Origin of the sequence: Clostridium sp., assembly GCF_051650885.1 — a bacterium.
Classification (GTDB): Bacteria; Bacillota; Clostridia; order Clostridiales; family Clostridiaceae; genus Clostridium.
The window spans coordinates 1-19202 of sequence record NZ_JBOFRG010000100.1; the positions used below are offsets into that span (position 1 = coordinate 1).

A 19202-nucleotide genomic window follows, 5' to 3' on the forward strand; every position below is an offset into this window, starting at 1 on the left:
GGCACGCCGCCAGCGTTCGTCCTGAGCCAGGATCAAACTCTCAATAAAAAGTTTAATCTTAAATTGCTCATAAAACTTACTAATAAAAGAATTGCTGGTTTAAGTTTGTTTATATATTATTCTGTTCAATTTTCAAAGATCTTGGTTGCCGCTCTTGGCGACTTCCTTATAATATCATTTGAAGAATTCTTTGTCAACATTTTTTTTAAAATGTTTTTTGAAGAAGTTCTTCGTGTTTGCCCTGTCTCTCAAGGACGTTTATTATAGTAACATGTTTTTTTCTCATCACCCTTTTATATCACTATAATTTTAGAATATTATTCTTTTTTTACTCTTTATTACTCTTTTTTTCTTTCTTTTTTATATCAAGATACACTAGGATATGTTGTTATTATTTCACCTTCTAGAATATTACTTTACTTTAAATTTAATCCTATTTCTTTCATTATATATCTTTTTATGATGTCTATTTATTTATCTAAAACTAGTTTTCTAATAAAAATTTCTGCTATAAATTTTTATTTTTTTATATAATTTACTTATATTTTTATACGTTTTATCAACCTCCATGCCCTTTTGAGTATATTTTTACATAAAACAGTAGAATTTATAAATAATTTTTTCTTTTTATTTCAGTTATATCTAAAACTAATCAAATTTAAATACATTCTATAACTAAAAAAACTATTATTCTAAATGTATCTTGGTTTAAAATAATTTTTATCGCATTTAAGACAAATTTAAATAACTTTATTATTCTAAGAGCTCATATGTTATTCACTCCAATACCACTTTAATTCCCTCTTATTAGTTAGATTTCAGCATTCTATACCCTAAAGGATTCTACAGCATTGCTTCTTTACTTCTAACGCGTTTGTATATACTTCATATAAGTTTGTATAAAAAAAATAAACTAACAATATTTTGTTAGTTTATTTTTATTACAAGATATTAGTCATCTATACTATAACTTTCGTCAAGTAAAGCTTTGTCTAATCCCATTTTTTGTTCTTCTTCTGTAGTTCTTATGTTGAATAATTTATCTATAACTTTCATTACAATAAAGCTTACAACTAAAGAATATACTGATACAAGTACAACCCCAAATATTTGAACTAATAATTGGTGTCCTCCTGCTTGTACATGGTTAACTAGGCTATTAGCGAATAAACCGATACAGATAGTTCCTAAAACTCCACCCATTCCGTGAGTTCCCCAAACGTCTAAAGCATCGTCCCATTTCATTTTTTTAGCGAATTTAACACATCCAAAACAGAATATAGCCGCTACTGCACCTATTATAAGTGCTGATATTGGTGTTACATATCCTGATGCTGGTGTAATTGTTGCAAGTCCTGCAACTGCTCCTATAAGCATTTCTAAGAAAGAGAATTTCTTCTTTTCTATATATACAATGATTGTCCAAACAATCATACCTGCTATAGCTGCAACTCCAGTATTTGTGAATGCAATAGATGCTAATCCATTAGCCGCTAAAACTCCACCTGCATTAAATCCAAACCATCCAAATAATAGTAATGCTGAACCTATTGCCACTAATCCTAAGTTAAATGGTCCTTTTGAAGAAGTATCTTTTCTTCTACCAAGAACCCAAATTGCTGCAAGTCCTGAGAATCCTGCTGTTGCATGGATTACAGTTCCTCCTGCGAAGTCGACGAATCCCATTTTAGCTAAGAATCCTCCACCCCATACCCAGTGTGCTACTGGGAAGTAAACAAGTATCATCCATATTACTAAGAATAATATCCATCCACCAATTCTGATTCTATTTGCCATAGCACCAGTCATTAATGGAAGTGTTATTATAGCAAACATTAATTGATACATAAAGAATAATAAGAACGGTACTGTTGATGAGTACTGTCCATTAACACTAAATGTTATGTTATGGAATCCAAAATATTGTAACGGATTCCCTATAATTCCGTGAATATCTTTACCGAATACTAAACTAAACCCTCCAAATATCCATAATAATCCTACTACTCCTATTGCTAAGAATATTTGTATCATTATTGTAAGAGAGTTTTTCTTTTCTACTAATCCTCCATAGAAAAAAGCTAATCCTGGAGTCATTATAAATACTAATAAAGTGGAAATAACCATGAAGGCTTCATTTCCTTGTACTATGCCATGAAACACAATATCAATCCTCTCGTCTATCAAAATTTATTATGTACCTATTTCACTTCATAAAACTCTCTATACCCTATACCACTAATTTTCTATTTCCAAACGTTCATTAATATTAAGAACCCTGGAATCCAAGCTGTAAATATACCTTCTATGATACTTAACCATGGTGTAAATTTACCTAAGTTTTTCTTCCAAAGAATTTCTATTGGTGCTGTAACCCATAGAACTCCCCATGCCCACCAAATGATAGCCATTAAGATATTCCAGATTCCGCCTTCTCTCCATTGAAGTACTCCTGCTGGTATTGTTGTTATAGCAACAAATAATGAATACCATGCGAAAGTTCTTGTATCAAGATTAAATAATGAGTTGATTCCTATAAATAAATAAGTGAATCCAAATAATAATCCTGTTCCTGCTGCATAAAATGGTGCCATGTTAGTAGGACTTTGTGCTTGCGCTACTAATAATGATCCAAAGTTTACAACTATAGAAAGACCTCCTGTAAAAATATTCATTATAGCAGTTGATTTTGGTGGTATTTTAGTAAGTGTACCTATACCATTTATCATAAGAACAAATCCAACGTATAATAATACTGCTCCTAACATAAATAATTCCTCCTAAGTTATTAAATTTTAATTATAATTTCTATATTAAAGGCTGTGTTTACAACCCTTAATCACATTTTGATTAGTATTTTCTTATCTCTAGTGGAATTGAATTTAATATTTCTCTTCTCACATATGTATGACAAATACTAATTACCTTTTCAATGTCTTGAGTTAAATTTCCTATTACTCTTAATACGAATCCATTTACCTCTAATCTAGACACTCCAAAGCTAACATCTAAGTTAACTTCTTCTAACTCTTTTCTCATATTTTCTATAAATTTTTCATTTATATTTTTATCTATAACTAGCATCGTTCCAAAATTTAGATAACCTTCTAAATATCCTATATCATTTATATTATATTTAGCTGGCTCCATTACAAGATTATCTAATAACACTAATTCATTGTTGAAGTATAAATTAGTCTTAAGTCTTGCACTATCATATTGGAATTGTTGCCCGTCTGGTGACCACCCTGAAGTTATTCCATCAGTGTATATAAGTGTTGCTGTCTCATCCATATAGATATTGTTTTCTTGCTTATATCTTGCACTTCTATAAAGAATAACTGGGTCAGTTATATACTCTAAAATACTATTCTTATCTAAACGAATATTTGTTTTTTGATATGTTTCACGTTTATTTTCACATTTGTATACTTTCGTAGATGCTTGAGTTGTAACTATAGCTCTTGCCTCTTCTTCAACTTCTATGTTGTTAAGAAACTTTTCGCCTTCAACATACCCTCCACCTATCTGAATTAAAAAATATGTTGATATAGCTTCTCTATCTAGGTGAAGTGTTGGAGAAACTCTCATTACTCCATCAAAAGCTCTTGTTTTTGTTATAGTCTTTTCTCCACTTCTAGCTAAAACTAAATCTATATATGCATCATATAGGCTTCTATCTTCTTTATTTCTAACTACTGATTTCATAAGTTTACATTCCTTCTAAAAGGCAGTTTCTTTTTATCCAATCAATAACTGAATTTATTCCTTCATCAGTCTTTAAGTTAGTAAACATAAACGTATTTTCTTTTCTAAAGTGTAATGTATCGCTCTTCATAACATCTAAATTAGCTCCAACATATGGTGCTAAGTCAATTTTATTTATTATAAATAAATCACTTTTAACCATTCCTTGACCTGCTTTTCTTGGAATTTTTTCTCCTTGAGCAACGTCTATTATGTAAACTGAAAAATCTACTAAATCTGGACTAAATGTAGCAGCTAAGTTGTCTCCACCGCTTTCTAAGAATATAATATCTAAGTCATCAAATCTATTTTTTAACTCTTCAATTGCTGCAAAGTTCATTGAAGCATCTTCTCTAATTGCTGTATGAGGACATCCTCCTGTTTCAACTCCAATTACCTTATCTTCTGGTAATATCGAGTTTTTAACCATAAACTTAGCATCTTCTTTTGTGTAGATGTCATTTGTTATTACGGCACAATTATAATTTTGATTCATTTGTCTAGTTAATCTCTCAATTAAAAGTGTTTTTCCACTTCCTACTGGTCCACCTACTCCTATAACAACTGGTTTCATAATAATCTCCACCTTCCTTATTTTTTCTATGACATAAATAATCTAAATATTAAAGTTTCATGTTGTATCTGTGCAAGTTCTATACCTGGTACATTTGCACCAAACATATCCTTATCTAATGTTTTTATAATTTCACCAAGCTCTATAAAGCTTTCTGATGCTTCTTTTAATAATATTTGCCCATCTTTTTGTCCTAAAGGTATTGTTCTAACTGCATTCTGTATTAAAGTAGAGGCAGTGCTATACATATAATAATGTATAGCCTCCTCACAACCTATATTTAATTCATACATAAGCATTCCAAATACTATAGCAGGATGTCCAAATGCTTTTCCTGTTTTTATATGTTTTTCGTACTTTTCAAGATTCTTAACTTCATATAAATCTAAGAATAGTTGTAACATTCTCTTTGCAACTAGCTTATTACCATTTCTAGTTTCATAAGCCATACATTGAACTGTTATGTTTCTATCTAATTCTAAGATTTTTTTAGTTTCTTTCTTATCTAAGTACTCATATAAAAACTTTATTGCAAGTCCATCACTATAGATAAACTGATTTCTAAAAAATGCTTTTATCCAGTATCTGAAGCTTTCTGTATCTTTGATTCTATCATCTCTAAGATATGTTTCCATTCCATAAGAGTGATTAAATGATCCTACAGGAAAGTTTGAATCACATAGCTGCATTACTCTTAATACATTTAAGTTTTTATTAGTGTCTGTGCATAAAGTCGACATGTCTAAACGCCTCTTTTAACTCAAGATTTTCTCTAGTAAAGTCTAGTCCATGTTTCTTTAGGCTATCCTCAACAACATAGTCGTATTGAATAATCATCTTTCCATTCTCAAACTGAGCTGGTAAGTGCTTATTACCTATTTCATGAGCTATTCTTCCCATTTCTGTTATATCTTTAGGGCTTATTATTAAAACATCTTCCATACTGAATTTTACAACAACAATATTATATCCATCATTAGCTAAAATATCTCCATCTTTAAGTTTTTCACCATCAGATAGCATTATTCCATATTCATTACCATGATCAGATTTAACTCTTATTATTCTCTTTAACATTTCTTCATTATTTAAGTAAATTCTTTCTAAATGACAACCGTCTACTTTAATATCTTCAATATTTCCTAATATCTTTTCAAAAATCATTTAAACTCTCCTTACTTACTTCTTAAATTAGAATAAGAAGTATCTTTGAGCCATTGGTAATTTTTCTGCTGGCTCACAAGTAGCTAAAACACCATCAACTTTAACTTCGTATGTTTGTGGATCTACTTCAAGTTTTGGCATTTCACCATTAAGTTTCATATCATTCTTAGTTAAGTTTCTTATTCCTTTTACAGGTAAAACTTCTTTAGATAATCCTAATCTTTCTTTTATTCCATGCTCATAAGCATATTGTGAAACGAAAGTTATAGAAGTATTTGTCATAGCTCTTCCGTATCCTCCGAACATTGTTCTTGGAAGTTCTGGTTGACAAGTTGGAATTGAAGCATTAGCTTCTCCCATGATTGAGCTACTTACCATACCACCTTTTATAACTAACTTAGGTTTAACACCAAAGAAAGCTGGTTCATAAAGAACTAAGTCAGCAACTTTACCGATTTCAACTGATCCTACGTACTCAGATATACCTTGTGCTATTGCAGGGTTTATAGTGTACTTAGCAACGTATCTTTTAATTCTGTTGTTATCAGAATTTTCAGAATCGCCTTCCATAATTCCTCTTTGTTCTTTCATTTTACTAGCAGTTTGCCAAGTTCTTGTTATAACTTCTCCGATTCTTCCCATGGCCATTGTATCAGAACTCATCATACTGAATACACCCATATCGTGTAAGATATCTTCTGCAGCTATAGTTTGTTTTCTTATTCTTGAATCAGCGAACGCTATATCTTCAGGAACTTTAGAATCTAAGTGGTGACAAACCATAAGCATATCTAAATGCTCTGCTATTGTATTTTTTGTGTAAGGCTTTGTTGGGTTAGTTGATGCAGGTAACACATTTGGGTATGACGCCATTTTTAAGATGTCAGGAGCATGTCCTCCACCAGCACCCTCTGTATGGAATGTGTGAATAACTCTTCCTTCTATTGCATCTATAGTATGCTCAACGAATCCACCTTCATTTAATGTATCTGTATGTATTGATACCTGTACATCATATTTATCAGCAGCTCTTAATGAGTAATCTATTGCAGATTTTGTAGCTCCCCAGTCTTCATGGATTTTTAAACCACAAGCTCCAGCTTCGATTTGCTCTCCATTAACTTCTACGTTAGCTCCACTACCTTTTCCTAAGAATCCAATGTTTATTGGAAGTGCTTCTGCAGCTTCGATCATTTTTTCAATGTTCCAAGCACCTGGTGTACAAGTTGTAGCGTTAGTTCCATCATTTGGTCCTGTTCCTCCACCAACAACTGTAGTAATTCCACCTTCTATAGCAACTCTTACTAAGTCTGGACTAATAAAGTGAACATGTGTATCTATTCCACCTGCAGTTAAGATTAATCCCTCTCCTGCTAAAGCTTCTGTACTAACTCCAACTATGAAATCAACGTTGTCCATTCCTAATGGATTTCCACCTTTTCCTATAGCTGCAATTTTCCCATCTTTTATTCCGATATCAGCTTTGTATATTCCTGTATAATCAAGAATAGTTACACCTGTTATTATTAAATCCATAACCTTTGGATTGTTTCTAGTTTCTATAGAGTTTTGTCCCATTCCATCTCTTAAAGACTTTCCTCCACCGAACTTACATTCATCTCCATATACTGTTAAGTCTTTTTCTATTTCTAAAAAAAGTTCTGTATCTGCTAATCTTATCTTATCACCTTTAGTTGGCCCAAATAGGTCAGCGTAACGCTTTCTGTCTAATTCAAAACTCATTACTTTGTTCTCCCTTCATCTAAGTATCCATCTACTTCATTATTTAATCCGTAAACTCTTCTTACACCAGCGATATCAATTAAATCTACTTCTTTTTCATCCCCTGGCTCAAATCTTACAGCAGTTCCAGCTGGAATATCTAATCTCTTTCCGTAAGCTTTTTCTCTATCGAACTCTAATCCAACGTTAACTTCATAGAAGTGGAAGTGTGATCCAACTTGGATAGGTCTGTCAGCTTTGTTTATAACTTTTAACTTTATAGCTTCTCTTCCTTCGTTGTATTTTATAGTTCCTTCGCCTAAAATTATTTCTCCTGGTATCATTTCTTTACCTCCTCTAACTATTGAATAGGATCATGTACAGTTACTAGTTTAGTTCCGTCTGGGAATGTTACCTCAACTTGAACTGTGTGTAACATTTCTGGAATTCCTTCCATAACTTGATCTCTCTTTAAGATGTGTCTTCCTTCATCCATTAAGTCAGTAACACTCTTACCTTCTCTAGCACCTTCCATAATTTCATCTGTTATTAATGCTACAGATTCTGGGTAGTTTAACTTAAGACCTTTTCTCATTCTTCTTCTTGCTACCTCAGCAGCAACAACAATCATAAGTTTTTCTTGTTCACGCATTGTGATTCTCAAAATGATCTCCTCCTAACTTTATTCAATTTACAAAACTAATTATAATCCTCTAAATTCCAAATTATAATACTATTCTAAAATGTTATAAGTTATATAATATTGTATTTTAAGATTTCATATTTTAACAAAATATCGCCTTGTTTTAAGTTTAGACTTTTTTACTTTCCACTTAATTCCACAAGCTTTGCTAAAACCTTTATTTTTCAGTTTTTTTCAGTTTTTTTCAATTAAATTCAATTCAAAATTTCTTAACTTTTTCTAACAATCTATAGCTTTAACCTATTTTTTAGTATATTTTTTTTAATATTTTGCTTTTTTAGCTACTCATCTTGCAAAATTATTTTTCCACAATTCCATAAATTACTTCTATTTCAATTTTTTATTTGAATAATTTGTTTCTATTCTTTCTTTTTAATTCATACTCCACTCTTTTTTTCTCTTTTTGTTTCTTCCATTTGCTTTTTATTAACTTTATATCTACTTTTTTTAAAACCCACTCTCTTTTGCAATTCTATTGATAAATTTACAAATTTTATAATTCATCCCTACCATTTTTTATAAATTCATTTGTTTTTAGTATATAATAGTACATATACTTACAAATTTTATAAAAGGGGTTTTATATGAGAAAATTATTTATATTATTATTGATTTCATCATCAACATTTTTTTTAATGTCTTGTTCTAAAGATAAAACTGATGAATCTACGTCTTTACCTACAAATGAGGTTATTGTTTCAGAATCTCCAATTGAAGATAATGGTCAAAAGGTCTTCTTACTTTCTGAAACTTCTGTTTTGCCATCACCTTTTTTAATAAAGGATTCTATTTTATTTTTTCCAAATTGGGATGATAATGATAAAATAGCCTCTGTGGCATTTCCAGAAAAAAATTTTAGATTTACAAATAAAGATGTAGGAGAATTTTTTCCCTACTCAACAAATTCTATGACATTGTTCCAAAACCAAATATTTTTTGCTAATGGAAATGATAATTTTAAATTTTACAAATTAAATCTAACTGATAAATCAGTTTCTTTTATAAACAATCATTCTGTTCGAGATATTTGTAATGATAATATCAATGTATACTATGTTGATTATAAAACAAATGAATTATTCTCTTATGATACTTTAAATAATACCTCCTTAAAGCTTACTAATAATAAGGTTGGGAAAATTTTAATTAACGGTAAAAATATCATTTATCAAAATGCCGATGATAAATTTAAACTTTATAGAGTTTCTACTGATGGGATTATAAATGAAAAGCTTACTGATTATTCAGTTGATAGCTTTACAGAATATGATAAAAGCATTTATTTTATTAATACTTCTGATAACAATCATCTTTATTCTCTAAATCCATCTGATTTATCAACTAGAAGAGTAGCTATTATAGAGGGAAAAGATTTAACTACCATTAACAAAACACTTATATATATTGATATAAAAGATAGCAATAAGCTTAAATCAATATCGCTCGACTTAGAAAAAAATACATTTTCAACTAAAACATTATTAAATGATAGTATAAATAATTATTATATTTCTGAAAAAGGAATTTTTTATAGAAAATCAATTGATGTAAATAGTGCTTATTATTTTTTAGAGATAAAAAAATAGAGGATTCATTTTGAATCCTCTACTTTTTATATATTTTGAACTATTTCTTTAAACTTATTTCCTCTTACTGCAAAGTTTGGGAACATATCAAATGATGCACACGCTGGTGATAATGTAACTATATCCCCTTCTTTTGCTACTTCTTTTGCTATTTTAACCGCTTCTTCTAAATCCTTAGCTTCCTTTATAGATACTTTTATACCTTTTTCTTCTTCTAAGTCTTTAAATACCTTTTTTATTTTTTCCTTTGTTGCTCCCATAAGGATTAACTCTTTTATATATTTATGTCCTTCTTCAGCTAAAGGTTCAAATTCTAAATTCTTATCATATCCTCCAGCTATTAAGATTACTTTTTTATCAAATGCATGTAATCCTGCTAATGTTCTTGTTGGACTTGATGCTATTGAATCATTATAATATTTTACTCCATCAATTTCTCTAACAAGTTCACATCTATGCTCAACTCCAGTAAAAGTTTCTGCAACATTTTTCATATTTTCTATTTTAACATCATCCTTAGTTGCTAAAAATGCTGCTAAATAATTTTCTACATTATGCATTCCTTTTAAAACTATATTATCTTTTAAAACAACTTCTTTTCCTTCAAGATATAACATACCTTCTTTATAATACGCACCATTTTCTATAACTCTTTTTGAACTAAACTCTAAAACTTTTCCTTTTACTTCATTTATAAAAGAATGTGTTATTTCATTTTCTCTATTTAATATAACAACTCCATCTTCATTTCCATATAAGAATATATTTTTCTTTGCATCAATATATTCTTGCATATCCTTATGCATATCTAAATGGTTTGGAGCTAAATTAGTACAAACCGCAACATCAACTGGTAAATGCATAGTCATAAGTTGGAAGCTTGATAATTCTAAAACTACCATATCTTCTTCCTTTACATCTTCAATTTGTGCAAATAAAGGTGTTCCTATATTTCCTCCAACCCAAGTTTTGTATCCTTCTCTAATTAAAAGCTTTGAAATCATTGTTGTTGTTGTTGTTTTTCCATCACTTCCTGTAATAGCAAATATTTTACCCTTGCAGTATCTAACGAACTCTTCCATTTCAGATGTTATGTATGCACCTTCATTTTTTGCTTTAACTAAGGCATCACAATCTATTCTCATTGATGGTGTTTTGAAAACTACATCAAATCCTGTTAATTTTTCTAGATATCCTTCACCTAAAACTAACTTTGCACCTTTAGCTTTTAATTCTATAGCTGTTTCTCCTAAAGCTTTTTCATCTCTCATATCAAAGCCAGTTACATCAGCTCCTAAATCTATTAAAAATTTGATAAGAGGAATATTACTTACTCCTATTCCTACTACTCCAACCTTTTTATTCTTTATAAATTCTTTAAACTCATTAAAATCCTTTTTCACGTTAAATCCTCCACACTTACTCGTTTTAACATATATAGTATGATATATCTTTAATTTTGTCCCATTTATTTCTAATTATAACACTCATTTAAATTATTTTCAGTATTTTATACATGGTAATAATTTCATTCGTTTCTTGCTATATTTAACCTATAACGCTATTGTTATATTTTAAATATAGCAGCCTATTTTTCATAGACTGCTATTTTCACTAAAACTCTAAGCTTTTTTCAATATAAGCTACTAAGTCTTCTATTTTAACTCTTTCTTGTTCCATTGTATCTCTGTTTCTTATTGTTACAGCTCCATCAGTTTCTGTTTCAAAGTCAACAGTTATACAGAATGGTGTTCCTATTTCATCTTGTCTTCTATATCTCTTACCAATACTTCCAGCTTCATCATATTCAATGTTGAATTTTTTAGCTAAATCAGCATATACATCTAAAGCTTTTTCTGAAAGTTTCTTTGATAATGGTAATATAGCAGCTTTATAAGGTGCTAATGCTGGATGTAAGTGCATTACTATTCTTGAATCTTCTTTTCCATCCTTAGTTAAATCTTCTTCATCATATGCATCTACTAAGAAAGCAAGTGCAACTCTGTCTGCTCCAAGTGATGGTTCAATACAGTATGGTACATACTTTTCGTTAGTTGTTGGATCCATATAAGTCATATCTTGACCTGAATGTTCAGCATGTTTCTTAAGGTCATAGTCAGTTCTGTCTGCTATTCCCCATAACTCTCCCCATCCAAATGGGAATAAGTATTCTATATCAGATGTAGCATTTGAATAGAATGATAATTCTTCTTCACCATGGTCTCTTAATCTTAAATTATTTTCTGTTACTCCTAAGTTTAATAGGAATTTCCAGCAATAAGTTCTCCAGTATTCAAACCACTCTAAATCTGTTCCTGGCTTGCAGAAGAATTCAAGCTCCATTTGTTCAAATTCTCTTGTTCTGAAAGTAAAGTTTCCTGGTGTTATTTCATTTCTGAATGATTTACCAATCTGTGCTATACCGAATGGAACTTTCTTTCTAGTACTTCTTTGAACTGATTTGAAGTTTACAAATATACCTTGTGCTGTTTCTGGTCTTAAGTATATTTCATTTTTAGCATCTTCAGTTACACCTTGGAATGTTTTAAACATAAGGTTAAATTGTCTTATGTCTGTATAATTCATTTTTCCACATTTAGGACAAACTATATTATGCTCCTCAATATATGCTTTTAATTGCTCATTTGACATACCATCTGCTGAAGCAACTTCTACTCCACTTTCAGTCATATGATCTTCAACTAATTTATCTGCTCTAAATCTTGAGTTACAATCTTTACAATCCATTAATGGGTCAGAGAAACCACCTAAGTGTCCTGATGCTACCCAAACTTCTTTATTCATTAAGATTGCACAATCAACTCCTACATTATATGGACTTTCTTGAACAAATTTTTTCCACCAAGCTTTTTTAACGTTATTTTTAAATTCTACTCCTAAAGGACCGTAATCCCATGAGTTTGCAAGTCCACCATATATGTCTGAACCTGGGAATATAAATCCTCTTCCTTTACAAAGTGCAACTATCTTTTCCATAGTTTTTTCAACTGCCATAATTATTCCTCCTTAATATATATCAAATTATTTAAATACAATAAAAAAAGCCCTAAGCACATAAAGGGACGAATTTCTCCGCGGTTCCACCCTTCTTGGCTAAAGCCCAACTTTAAATAATGTACTAAAAAGCTCCCTTCACTTTATTTAATTAATGATTTTCACCAAACATCATCTCTCTAAAAATTTTTTAAAGCTACTTTTCTTTTATCTTCATACATATCCAATTATATATTAATTTTACCAAAAGATTTTTATATGTCAATAGTCAAGACTCTCCCCACTTCACAAAGCTTAAGCTTAATAAAAAAGAAACCTAATAAATTTTTGTTACTAGGTTTCATAATTAACATTACTTTACTCTATTTACTGTTTGCCCAATACGTGGTGCATGGTTTAATTCACCAACATTTTCACCATTTATAGTGAATTTTATTGAATCTATCCATTCTATTTTATTATCTGGTTGTAATAAGCTATTTATAAGAATTTCTTCTGTTATAAATGCTCCTGTTGAACCTTGTAGATAATCTTTTTCCCACTTTTTAGAACCATCTTTTAAATTTACAGTAGCAATAGTTTTATTTCCCTCTTTTTCTATTTTAGCTATTTCAACTGTACATCCTTCAAAATTCTTTTTACCTAACTCTTCTGCTATTTTCTTTAAATTTTCTTCAACAGTTAAGTTTTGTGTTTTTATTGTATCTCCAACCTTAACTCCATCTATATTGTCATTTCCTATGTATATAGCAAATTCACCATTTTCTATTTTAGCAGTTGTTTCTTCTGTTTTCTCATCCTCTTTATCTTTAGAATCTTCATCACCTTTAGATGACTCATCACCTGCTTGTTCTTCCACTTGTGGCTTTGCATTTGCTTCATTACCTTTATCCTTTTCTTCAGAACACCCTACCATTGTAAGCATTCCTACTGCAATTAATGCACATACTAATTTTTTCTTCATAATTCCTTACCCCTTATATAAGTTTTGAGATTATTTAATCAATAGTCCCATTTTAATATCTGCAATATTTACAGATATTAAAATACAACATTTATTAAATACACTGTTACTACACTTCCTATAGCAACCTCAATTAAACTTTTCCCCTTATAAGCTAATATTATACCAACTATCATTCCTGCTATCGAAAAATATAAATGTCTTGTACTATATATTATTGCTGGAAACGTCATTGCACTTAATACACAATAAGGCATATAGTGTAAAACTGAATTTATATAATTTGATTTTATTTTTTTATTTATTAATAATGGAACTACTCTTGGTATATATGTTACAACTGCTAAAATTATAAGACATATTCCTAAATACATTTCCTACTCCTTAATTGGCTTTATTTTAGCCATAATCATCGCACTCACTACTGAACAAATTATTATAGAAAACCCACTTGATATTTTATTTAATACAGGTAAATAAAATATACCTATACTCAATGCTCCTGCAAGAACTATTGCTTTCATCATATAATTATCTTTCCTTGCTATCGGAATTATTATAGCTAAAAACATTCCATATAAAGCAATCCCTAAAGCATCTTGCAATTTTTCTGGCATAACACTCGCACTAATAGCTCCTAAAACAGTTCCCACTGTCCATCCTATATAAGGCATTGTTATTAGTCCTAATATAAATTTATTACTTAGATTTCCTTCCTCCGTAGCTGCAAGTGTATAAGTTTCATCAGTAATTCCAAATGCTATAATCATTCTTTCTAATAATGTACTTTCTGAAAGCTTTTGTGAAATTGCAAATGACATTAAGGAATATCTTATATTTATAATAAAAGTTGTTAATGCCAATTCTAAGTACATAGCATTATTTAAAATCATTTCTATTCCTGCAAATTGCCCTGCTGATGTTAAATTTGTCATAGATATTAATGTTGCCGTTTTTACATCTAATCCACCTCTAACTGCAATCATTCCAAATGTTATTGATACAGATATATATCCCAAGCAAATAGGTATGCCACATTTAAGCCCTTTTTGAAACTCATTAGCTTCTCTTATTTCCTCTACCCTTTCCATTTCTCTCCTTCTAATTATTGCTTTATCTATATTTTACCATCTTATTGTTTTATTTGAAATAATTTTTCTCATAAAAAAAGAAGCCTTTAAGCTTCCTATGTTTTTGAATAAAAAAAAAGTAGTGAAAATCACTACTCTAAAGTTCATTTGGCTCCGCGAAGAGGACTCGAACCTCCAGCCTATCGGTTAACAGCCGAGTGCTCCACCATTGAGCTATCGCGGAATATTATATGTGTTTTTTAAAAGAAATGGCTCCGCGAAGAGGACTCGAACCTCCAGCCTATCGGTTAACAGCCGAGTGCTCCACCATTGAGCTATCGCGGAATATTATATCTTTACTTGTACCAAACAAATTAAAAAAGTGGCTCCGCGAAGAGGACTCGAACCTCCAGCCTATCGGTTAACAGCCGAGTGCTCCACCATTGAGCTATCGCGGAATATTTAGTACACTAATTATTATATAGATTTATTCAGAAATTGCAACCCCTTTTTATAATTTTCTTTTTTATTTTTGTTAAAGAATTTTAAACAGGTTGTTTTTCTTATATTTTTAGTATATTCATTCCTCTCTTTTTTATTACACTTTCTTGCTTAAATTTATAAAAAATAAAAAGAGTGCTAAGCACTCTTTTATTTATTGTCTTGGTTTCATTGTTGGGAATAAAATTACATCTCTAATTGATGATGAATCAGTTAAGAACATAACTAATCTATCTACTCCAATTCCTAAACCACCAGTTGGAGGCATTCCTGTTTCTAAAGCACTCATAAACTCTTCGTCTAACATGTATGCTTCATCGTCTCCATCTTCTCTTGATTTAGCTTGTTGCTCAAATCTATCTCTTTGAACTATAGGGTCGTTAAGCTCTGAATAAGCGTTACATAACTCTCTACCAAATACAAATCCTTCAAATCTTTCTGTAAACTCCTCATCTCCTCTTTTCTTTTTAGTTAAAGGTGAGATTTCTACAGGATAATCTATTAAGAATGTTGGTTGAATTAAGTTTGATTCACCGTACTCTTCAAATAACATATTTAAAACTTCCCCTCTTGATACTTTATCAAGTGGTTTAGGGAATTCTAATCCTTTTTCTTTAGCTAGTTTTCTAGCTTCTTCATGTGTTTTTATTTCATTGAAGTCAACTCCAGCATACTCTTTAACAGCATCTATCATTGTTAATCTTCTCCAAGGTGGTGTGAAGTCTATTTCAGTTCCTTCGTACATAACCTTAGTTGTTCCATTAACTTTTTCACATACATGTGCAATCATATTTTCTGTAATTTCCATCATATCATTATAATCTGAATATGCTTCATATAATTCTATAGCTGTAAACTCTGGATTATGTCTTACTGAAACCCCTTCATTTCTGAAGTTTTTCCCGATTTCATATACTTTTTCAAATCCTGCAACTATTAATCTTTTTAAGTATAATTCTGGTGCAATTCTTAAATACATATCCATATCAAAAGTATTATGATGTGTAATAAATGGTTTTGCTGCTGCTCCACCTGCAATTAATCCAAGCATTGGAGTATCTACTTCTAAGAATCCTCTAGTATCTAAGAATTCTCTCATTCCTTGCACTATCTTAGATCTTTTTATGAATGCATCTTTAACTTCTGGATTTGTTATTATATCTACTTCTCTTTGTCTGTATCTTAAGTCTGGATCTTTTAATCCATGGAATTTTTCTGGTAATGGTTTTAACGCCTTACAAGTTAATTCTATTTCAGAGGCTTTTATTGAAACTTCTCCAACCTTAGTTTTGAAAACTTCTCCTGTTACTGCTACAAAATCTCCTAAATCATATGTTTTATATGCATTTAGTGTTTCTTCTCCAACTAAATCTACTTTGATAAATAATTGGATTTTTCCATCTCTATCATGTATGTCTGAGAATATAACTTTTCCTTGTCCTCTCTTAGACATTATTCTTCCTGCTACTGTTACAGACTTTCCTTCTAATTCTTCAAAATTATCTACAACTTCTTTTGACGTGTGTGTTCTATTTACTTTATATACGTCAAATGGATCTTTCCCTTGTTCTTGAAGTTCAACTAGCTTCTCTCTTCTTAAAGCCTCTTGTTCACTATATTGCGCCTCTAGTTCTTGTACATTCATTTCTTCTGTTGACATAGATTATTCCCTCCACCTATCTTTTTATTTCTAAGATTTCAAATTTGCTTACTCCATCAGGAACAGTTATCTCTACTACATCACCAACTTTTTTACCTAAAAGTCCCGCTCCTACTGGTGATTCATTTGATATTTTAAATTCCATTGGATCTGCTTCTGCTGAACCTACTATTGTATATTCAACTTCTTCATCAAAATCATAATCTTTAACTCTTACCTTTGACCCTACTGCTACTATATCAGAAGGTAAATCTGATTCATCTACAACTTCTGCGTTTTTTAACATATTTTCTAATTGAAGTATTCTTCCTTCTGTAAACGCTTGGTCGTTCTTTGCTTCATCATACTCAGAGTTTTCACTTAAATCTCCATATCCTAAAGCAACTTTTATCTTTTCTGTTATTTCTTTTCTTTTAACAGTCTTTAAGTATTCTAATTCCGCCTCTAATTTTTGAACACCTTCATATGTCATTATAAACTTCTTTTCACTCATATCTAACTCCCCTTCAATTTATCTTAATTTTTTTCTAAAATTTATTTTAATTTTTTTACGAATTTTATATAAACATTTTTTTAATATTATAATTCTACCTATATAATATGTCAATTTCACTTATATAAGTTAATATCCACTATTTATTATATATCCAGTTTTTATATAATAATACCTTTTCATAAAAAAACTTGTATTTTAATTATTAGTTCACACTTAGAATATACACTATTATCTCATTTTAATCTCTTTAATTTCTTGCTTATACTCTAAAAGTCTTTTTATAACTTCATCACTTTTTTCTAATCTGTTTATCTCATTTCTTATTTCAGTACAATTTGGTAATCCTTTTATATACCACGATGCATGTTTTCTCATTTCACGCACTGCTTTTCTCTCACCATCATACTTCAATGCTAGTTCGTAATGTCTTATGCACATATCAATTTTTTCTTCCATTGATATCTCTTCTACTTCTTCGCCATTTAATGCTCTTTGAACTTGTTTAAATATCCATGGATTTCCCATACTTCCACGCGCAATAAGAATTCCATCACAGTTTGTTTGTTCCTTCATCTTTATAGCATCTTCTGGTGTAAAAACATCCCCATTACCAATAACCGGAATTGATACACTTTCTTTTACCTGTCTTATGATATCCCAATCTGCTTTTCCTTCATACATTTGCTTTGTTGTTCTTCCATGAATTGCAATTGCATCTGCACCTGCTTCTTCCATAGCTTTTGCAAATTCTACTGCATTAATATGTTCATCATCAAAGCCTTTTCTAAACTTTACTGTTACAGGCTTTGTTGATACAGCCTTAACTTTTCTTACTATTTCAGCTGCAAGTTCTGGATTTTTAAGAAGTGCTGAACCATCACCATTTTTGATAATCTTCGGTGCTGGACACCCCATATTTATATCTACAATACAAACCTCATCCATATTATTAAAGTAATCTTCTACAACCTTAGCCATTATATCTGGATCACTACCAAACATCTGAACTGCCACCGGTCTTTCTTCATCTGCTATTCTAAGTAATGTTTTTGTATTATCACTTCCATAGTACAGTGCTTTTGCACTAACCATTTCTGTGCACACTAATCCACATCCTTGCTCTTTACAAAGTCCTCTAAATGATATATCTGTAACTCCTGCCATAGGTGCTAAAAATACATTATTTGAAAACTCAATGTTTCCTATTTTCATTCTAGTTTACTCCTTGTTCTTATTATAAATTATTCTTAAGCCCTCTAGAGTTAAATCACCATTTACTATATCAATTACATCCGTTTCTTTTGCTATAAGATTTGCTAAACCACCAGTTCCAATAACTACTGGTTCTTCGCTACACTTATTTTTCATTTCTTCTTTCATTTTCTTTACTATATATTCAACTTGCCCTATATATCCAAATAAAATACCTGCTTGCATACTCTTAGTTGTATTTCTACATATAATAGTATCTGGCACTTCTAATTCTATCCTTGGTAGCTTTGCAGCTCTCTCAAAAAGTGCATCTGCTGATATCTTTATTCCTGGAACAATACATCCACCTAAATAATCCCCTTGTTCTGTTATCCCACAGAAAGTTGTAGCTGTTCCAAAATCTATTACGATATTAGGTTTCTTATATATTTCAAAAGCTGCCACAGCATTTACTATTCTATCTGCACCAACCTCTTTTGGGTTATCATACTTAATGTTTATCCCTGTCTTTATTCCAGGCCCTACAACAATAGGTTCTTTCTTAAAGCACTTCTTTATCATATTTTCTAGAGAGTGCATAATATTAGGTACAACTGATGAAACAATTATCCCTTCAACTTCACTCATCTTTAATCCAAATTGATTAAATAACTGTGATACTTGAATACCATACTCATCTGATGTTTTTTTAGAATCAGTCGATATCCTCCATCCAGCTATATATTCATTTTTATCATGTACGCCTAAGACGATATTAGTATTCCCTACATCCACAAGCAAAATCATAA

20 protein-coding genes and 3 tRNA genes are annotated in these 19202 nt (G+C 30.5%); 2 read left to right on the forward strand and 21 right to left on the reverse strand.

Annotated elements, in window-relative coordinates; genetic code table 11:
• A partial coding sequence (locus tag ACRC28_RS04520) for a hypothetical protein (protein ID WP_438542263.1) occupies positions 1-267 on the forward strand: 267 nt, incomplete at its 5' end.
• A 684-nt stretch (positions 268-951) separates the two neighbouring features.
• Here ACRC28_RS04520 and ACRC28_RS04525 read toward each other — a convergent pair.
• The 9 genes from ACRC28_RS04525 to ACRC28_RS04565 all read right to left on the reverse strand — a co-directional run bounded on the left by ACRC28_RS04525 (position 952) and on the right by ACRC28_RS04565 (position 7871).
• Positions 952-2127, reverse strand: a complete 1176-nt coding sequence (locus ACRC28_RS04525) for an ammonium transporter (protein WP_438542282.1) — start codon at positions 2125-2127, stop codon at positions 952-954.
• 119 nt (positions 2128-2246) lie between these two features.
• Positions 2247-2768: an AmiS/UreI family transporter gene (locus ACRC28_RS04530; RefSeq protein WP_438542264.1), complete on the reverse strand. Its 522-nt coding sequence runs from the start codon at positions 2766-2768 to the stop codon at positions 2247-2249.
• An 82-nt stretch (positions 2769-2850) separates the two neighbouring features.
• Complete coding sequence (locus tag ACRC28_RS04535) at positions 2851-3708, reverse strand: urease accessory protein UreD (protein WP_438542265.1); 858 nt, start codon at positions 3706-3708, stop codon at positions 2851-2853.
• A 4-nt stretch (positions 3709-3712) separates the two neighbouring features.
• Positions 3713-4321 (reverse strand): urease accessory protein UreG, encoded by a 609-nt coding sequence (gene ureG / locus ACRC28_RS04540; RefSeq protein ID WP_438542266.1) that lies wholly within the window; start codon positions 4319-4321, stop codon positions 3713-3715.
• A 26-nt stretch (positions 4322-4347) separates the two neighbouring features.
• Positions 4348-5061, reverse strand: a complete 714-nt coding sequence (locus ACRC28_RS04545; protein ID WP_438542267.1) for an urease accessory protein UreF — start codon at positions 5059-5061, stop codon at positions 4348-4350.
• The gene (locus tag ACRC28_RS04550) at positions 5036-5485 is read right to left on the reverse strand and encodes an urease accessory protein UreE (RefSeq protein ID WP_438542268.1); all 450 of its coding nucleotides are present in this window, start codon (positions 5483-5485) and stop codon (positions 5036-5038) included. The genes ACRC28_RS04545 and ACRC28_RS04550 overlap by 26 nt, the downstream gene beginning before the upstream one ends.
• Positions 5486-5512: 27 nt before the next feature.
• Positions 5513-7228 carry an urease subunit alpha gene (gene ureC / locus ACRC28_RS04555; RefSeq protein WP_438542269.1) on the reverse strand — a complete coding sequence of 572 codons (1716 nt, stop codon included), beginning with the start codon at positions 7226-7228 and terminating at the stop codon, positions 5513-5515.
• Positions 7228-7551, reverse strand: a complete 324-nt coding sequence (locus ACRC28_RS04560) for an urease subunit beta (protein ID WP_438542270.1) — start codon at positions 7549-7551, stop codon at positions 7228-7230. Before ACRC28_RS04560 ends, ureC begins: the two co-directional genes overlap by 1 nt.
• 17 nt (positions 7552-7568) lie before the next feature.
• The gene (locus ACRC28_RS04565) at positions 7569-7871 is read right to left on the reverse strand and encodes an urease subunit gamma (protein ID WP_438542271.1); all 303 of its coding nucleotides are present in this window, start codon (positions 7869-7871) and stop codon (positions 7569-7571) included.
• A gap of 623 nt (positions 7872-8494) precedes the next feature.
• On the opposite strand from ACRC28_RS04565, the gene ACRC28_RS04570 reads away from it, so the two are divergent.
• On the forward strand, positions 8495-9496 hold the full coding sequence (locus ACRC28_RS04570; RefSeq protein WP_438542272.1) for a DUF5050 domain-containing protein: 1002 nt from the start codon (positions 8495-8497) through the stop codon (positions 9494-9496).
• 26 nt (positions 9497-9522) lie between these two features.
• On the opposite strand, the gene murD is transcribed toward ACRC28_RS04570, so the two are convergent.
• From murD to ACRC28_RS04630, 12 genes are all read right to left on the reverse strand, one after another.
• Positions 9523-10899 carry a UDP-N-acetylmuramoyl-L-alanine--D-glutamate ligase gene (gene murD, locus ACRC28_RS04575; RefSeq protein WP_438542273.1) on the reverse strand — a complete coding sequence of 459 codons (1377 nt, stop codon included), beginning with the start codon at positions 10897-10899 and terminating at the stop codon, positions 9523-9525.
• Between the two features lie 211 nt (positions 10900-11110).
• Positions 11111-12511 carry a glycine--tRNA ligase gene (locus ACRC28_RS04580; RefSeq protein WP_438542274.1) on the reverse strand — a complete coding sequence of 467 codons (1401 nt, stop codon included), beginning with the start codon at positions 12509-12511 and terminating at the stop codon, positions 11111-11113.
• A 352-nt stretch (positions 12512-12863) separates the two neighbouring features.
• On the reverse strand, positions 12864-13475 hold the full coding sequence (locus ACRC28_RS04585; RefSeq protein WP_438542275.1) for a hypothetical protein: 612 nt from the start codon (positions 13473-13475) through the stop codon (positions 12864-12866).
• Positions 13476-13552: 77 nt separating this feature from the next.
• Positions 13553-13849 carry an AzlD domain-containing protein gene (locus tag ACRC28_RS04590; RefSeq protein ID WP_438542276.1) on the reverse strand — a complete coding sequence of 99 codons (297 nt, stop codon included), beginning with the start codon at positions 13847-13849 and terminating at the stop codon, positions 13553-13555.
• 3 nt (positions 13850-13852) lie between these two features.
• Positions 13853-14566: an AzlC family ABC transporter permease gene (locus ACRC28_RS04595; protein ID WP_438542277.1), complete on the reverse strand. Its 714-nt coding sequence runs from the start codon at positions 14564-14566 to the stop codon at positions 13853-13855.
• Positions 14567-14714: 148 nt separating this feature from the next.
• Positions 14715-14789 (reverse strand) — tRNA-Asn (locus ACRC28_RS04600).
• A gap of 26 nt (positions 14790-14815) precedes the next feature.
• Positions 14816-14890: transfer RNA gene (locus ACRC28_RS04605), tRNA-Asn, on the reverse strand.
• Positions 14891-14928: 38 nt separating this feature from the next.
• Positions 14929-15003, reverse strand: a tRNA-Asn gene (locus ACRC28_RS04610).
• Between the two features lie 197 nt (positions 15004-15200).
• On the reverse strand, positions 15201-16706 hold the full coding sequence (lysS, locus tag ACRC28_RS04615) for a lysine--tRNA ligase (protein ID WP_438542278.1): 1506 nt from the start codon (positions 16704-16706) through the stop codon (positions 15201-15203).
• A gap of 16 nt (positions 16707-16722) precedes the next feature.
• On the reverse strand, positions 16723-17199 hold the full coding sequence (gene greA, locus ACRC28_RS04620; protein ID WP_438542279.1) for a transcription elongation factor GreA: 477 nt from the start codon (positions 17197-17199) through the stop codon (positions 16723-16725).
• Between the two features lie 231 nt (positions 17200-17430).
• Positions 17431-18414 (reverse strand): tRNA dihydrouridine synthase DusB, encoded by a 984-nt coding sequence (dusB, locus tag ACRC28_RS04625; protein ID WP_438542280.1) that lies wholly within the window; start codon positions 18412-18414, stop codon positions 17431-17433.
• A gap of 6 nt (positions 18415-18420) precedes the next feature.
• The gene (locus ACRC28_RS04630; RefSeq protein ID WP_438542281.1) at positions 18421-19200 is read right to left on the reverse strand and encodes a type III pantothenate kinase; all 780 of its coding nucleotides are present in this window, start codon (positions 19198-19200) and stop codon (positions 18421-18423) included.
• Between the last annotated feature and the right edge of the window lie 2 nt (positions 19201-19202).

Coding starts and splice junctions, on each gene's coding strand:
- ACRC28_RS04590 (WP_438542276.1), bottom strand. CDS start 13,849: ATGTATTTAGGAATATGTCTTATAATTTTAGCAGTTGTAACATATATA.
- ACRC28_RS04570 (WP_438542272.1), top strand. CDS start 8,495: ATGAGAAAATTATTTATATTATTATTGATTTCATCATCAACATTTTTT.
- dusB (WP_438542280.1), bottom strand. CDS start 18,414: ATGAAAATAGGAAACATTGAGTTTTCAAATAATGTATTTTTAGCACCT.
- ACRC28_RS04530 (WP_438542264.1), bottom strand. CDS start 2,768: ATGTTAGGAGCAGTATTATTATACGTTGGATTTGTTCTTATGATAAAT.
- ACRC28_RS04550 (WP_438542268.1), bottom strand. CDS start 5,485: ATGATTTTTGAAAAGATATTAGGAAATATTGAAGATATTAAAGTAGAC.
- ACRC28_RS04580 (WP_438542274.1), bottom strand. CDS start 12,511: ATGGCAGTTGAAAAAACTATGGAAAAGATAGTTGCACTTTGTAAAGGA.
- ureC (WP_438542269.1), bottom strand. CDS start 7,228: ATGAGTTTTGAATTAGACAGAAAGCGTTACGCTGACCTATTTGGGCCA.
- ACRC28_RS04535 (WP_438542265.1), bottom strand. CDS start 3,708: ATGAAATCAGTAGTTAGAAATAAAGAAGATAGAAGCCTATATGATGCA.
- lysS (WP_438542278.1), bottom strand. CDS start 16,706: ATGTCAACAGAAGAAATGAATGTACAAGAACTAGAGGCGCAATATAGT.
- ACRC28_RS04630 (WP_438542281.1), bottom strand. CDS start 19,200: ATGATTTTGCTTGTGGATGTAGGGAATACTAATATCGTCTTAGGCGTA.
- ACRC28_RS04545 (WP_438542267.1), bottom strand. CDS start 5,061: ATGTCGACTTTATGCACAGACACTAATAAAAACTTAAATGTATTAAGA.
- ACRC28_RS04585 (WP_438542275.1), bottom strand. CDS start 13,475: ATGAAGAAAAAATTAGTATGTGCATTAATTGCAGTAGGAATGCTTACA.
- ACRC28_RS04595 (WP_438542277.1), bottom strand. CDS start 14,566: ATGGAAAGGGTAGAGGAAATAAGAGAAGCTAATGAGTTTCAAAAAGGG.
- greA (WP_438542279.1), bottom strand. CDS start 17,199: ATGAGTGAAAAGAAGTTTATAATGACATATGAAGGTGTTCAAAAATTA.
- ACRC28_RS04525 (WP_438542282.1), bottom strand. CDS start 2,127: ATGGTTATTTCCACTTTATTAGTATTTATAATGACTCCAGGATTAGCT.
- ACRC28_RS04560 (WP_438542270.1), bottom strand. CDS start 7,551: ATGATACCAGGAGAAATAATTTTAGGCGAAGGAACTATAAAATACAAC.
- ureG (WP_438542266.1), bottom strand. CDS start 4,321: ATGAAACCAGTTGTTATAGGAGTAGGTGGACCAGTAGGAAGTGGAAAA.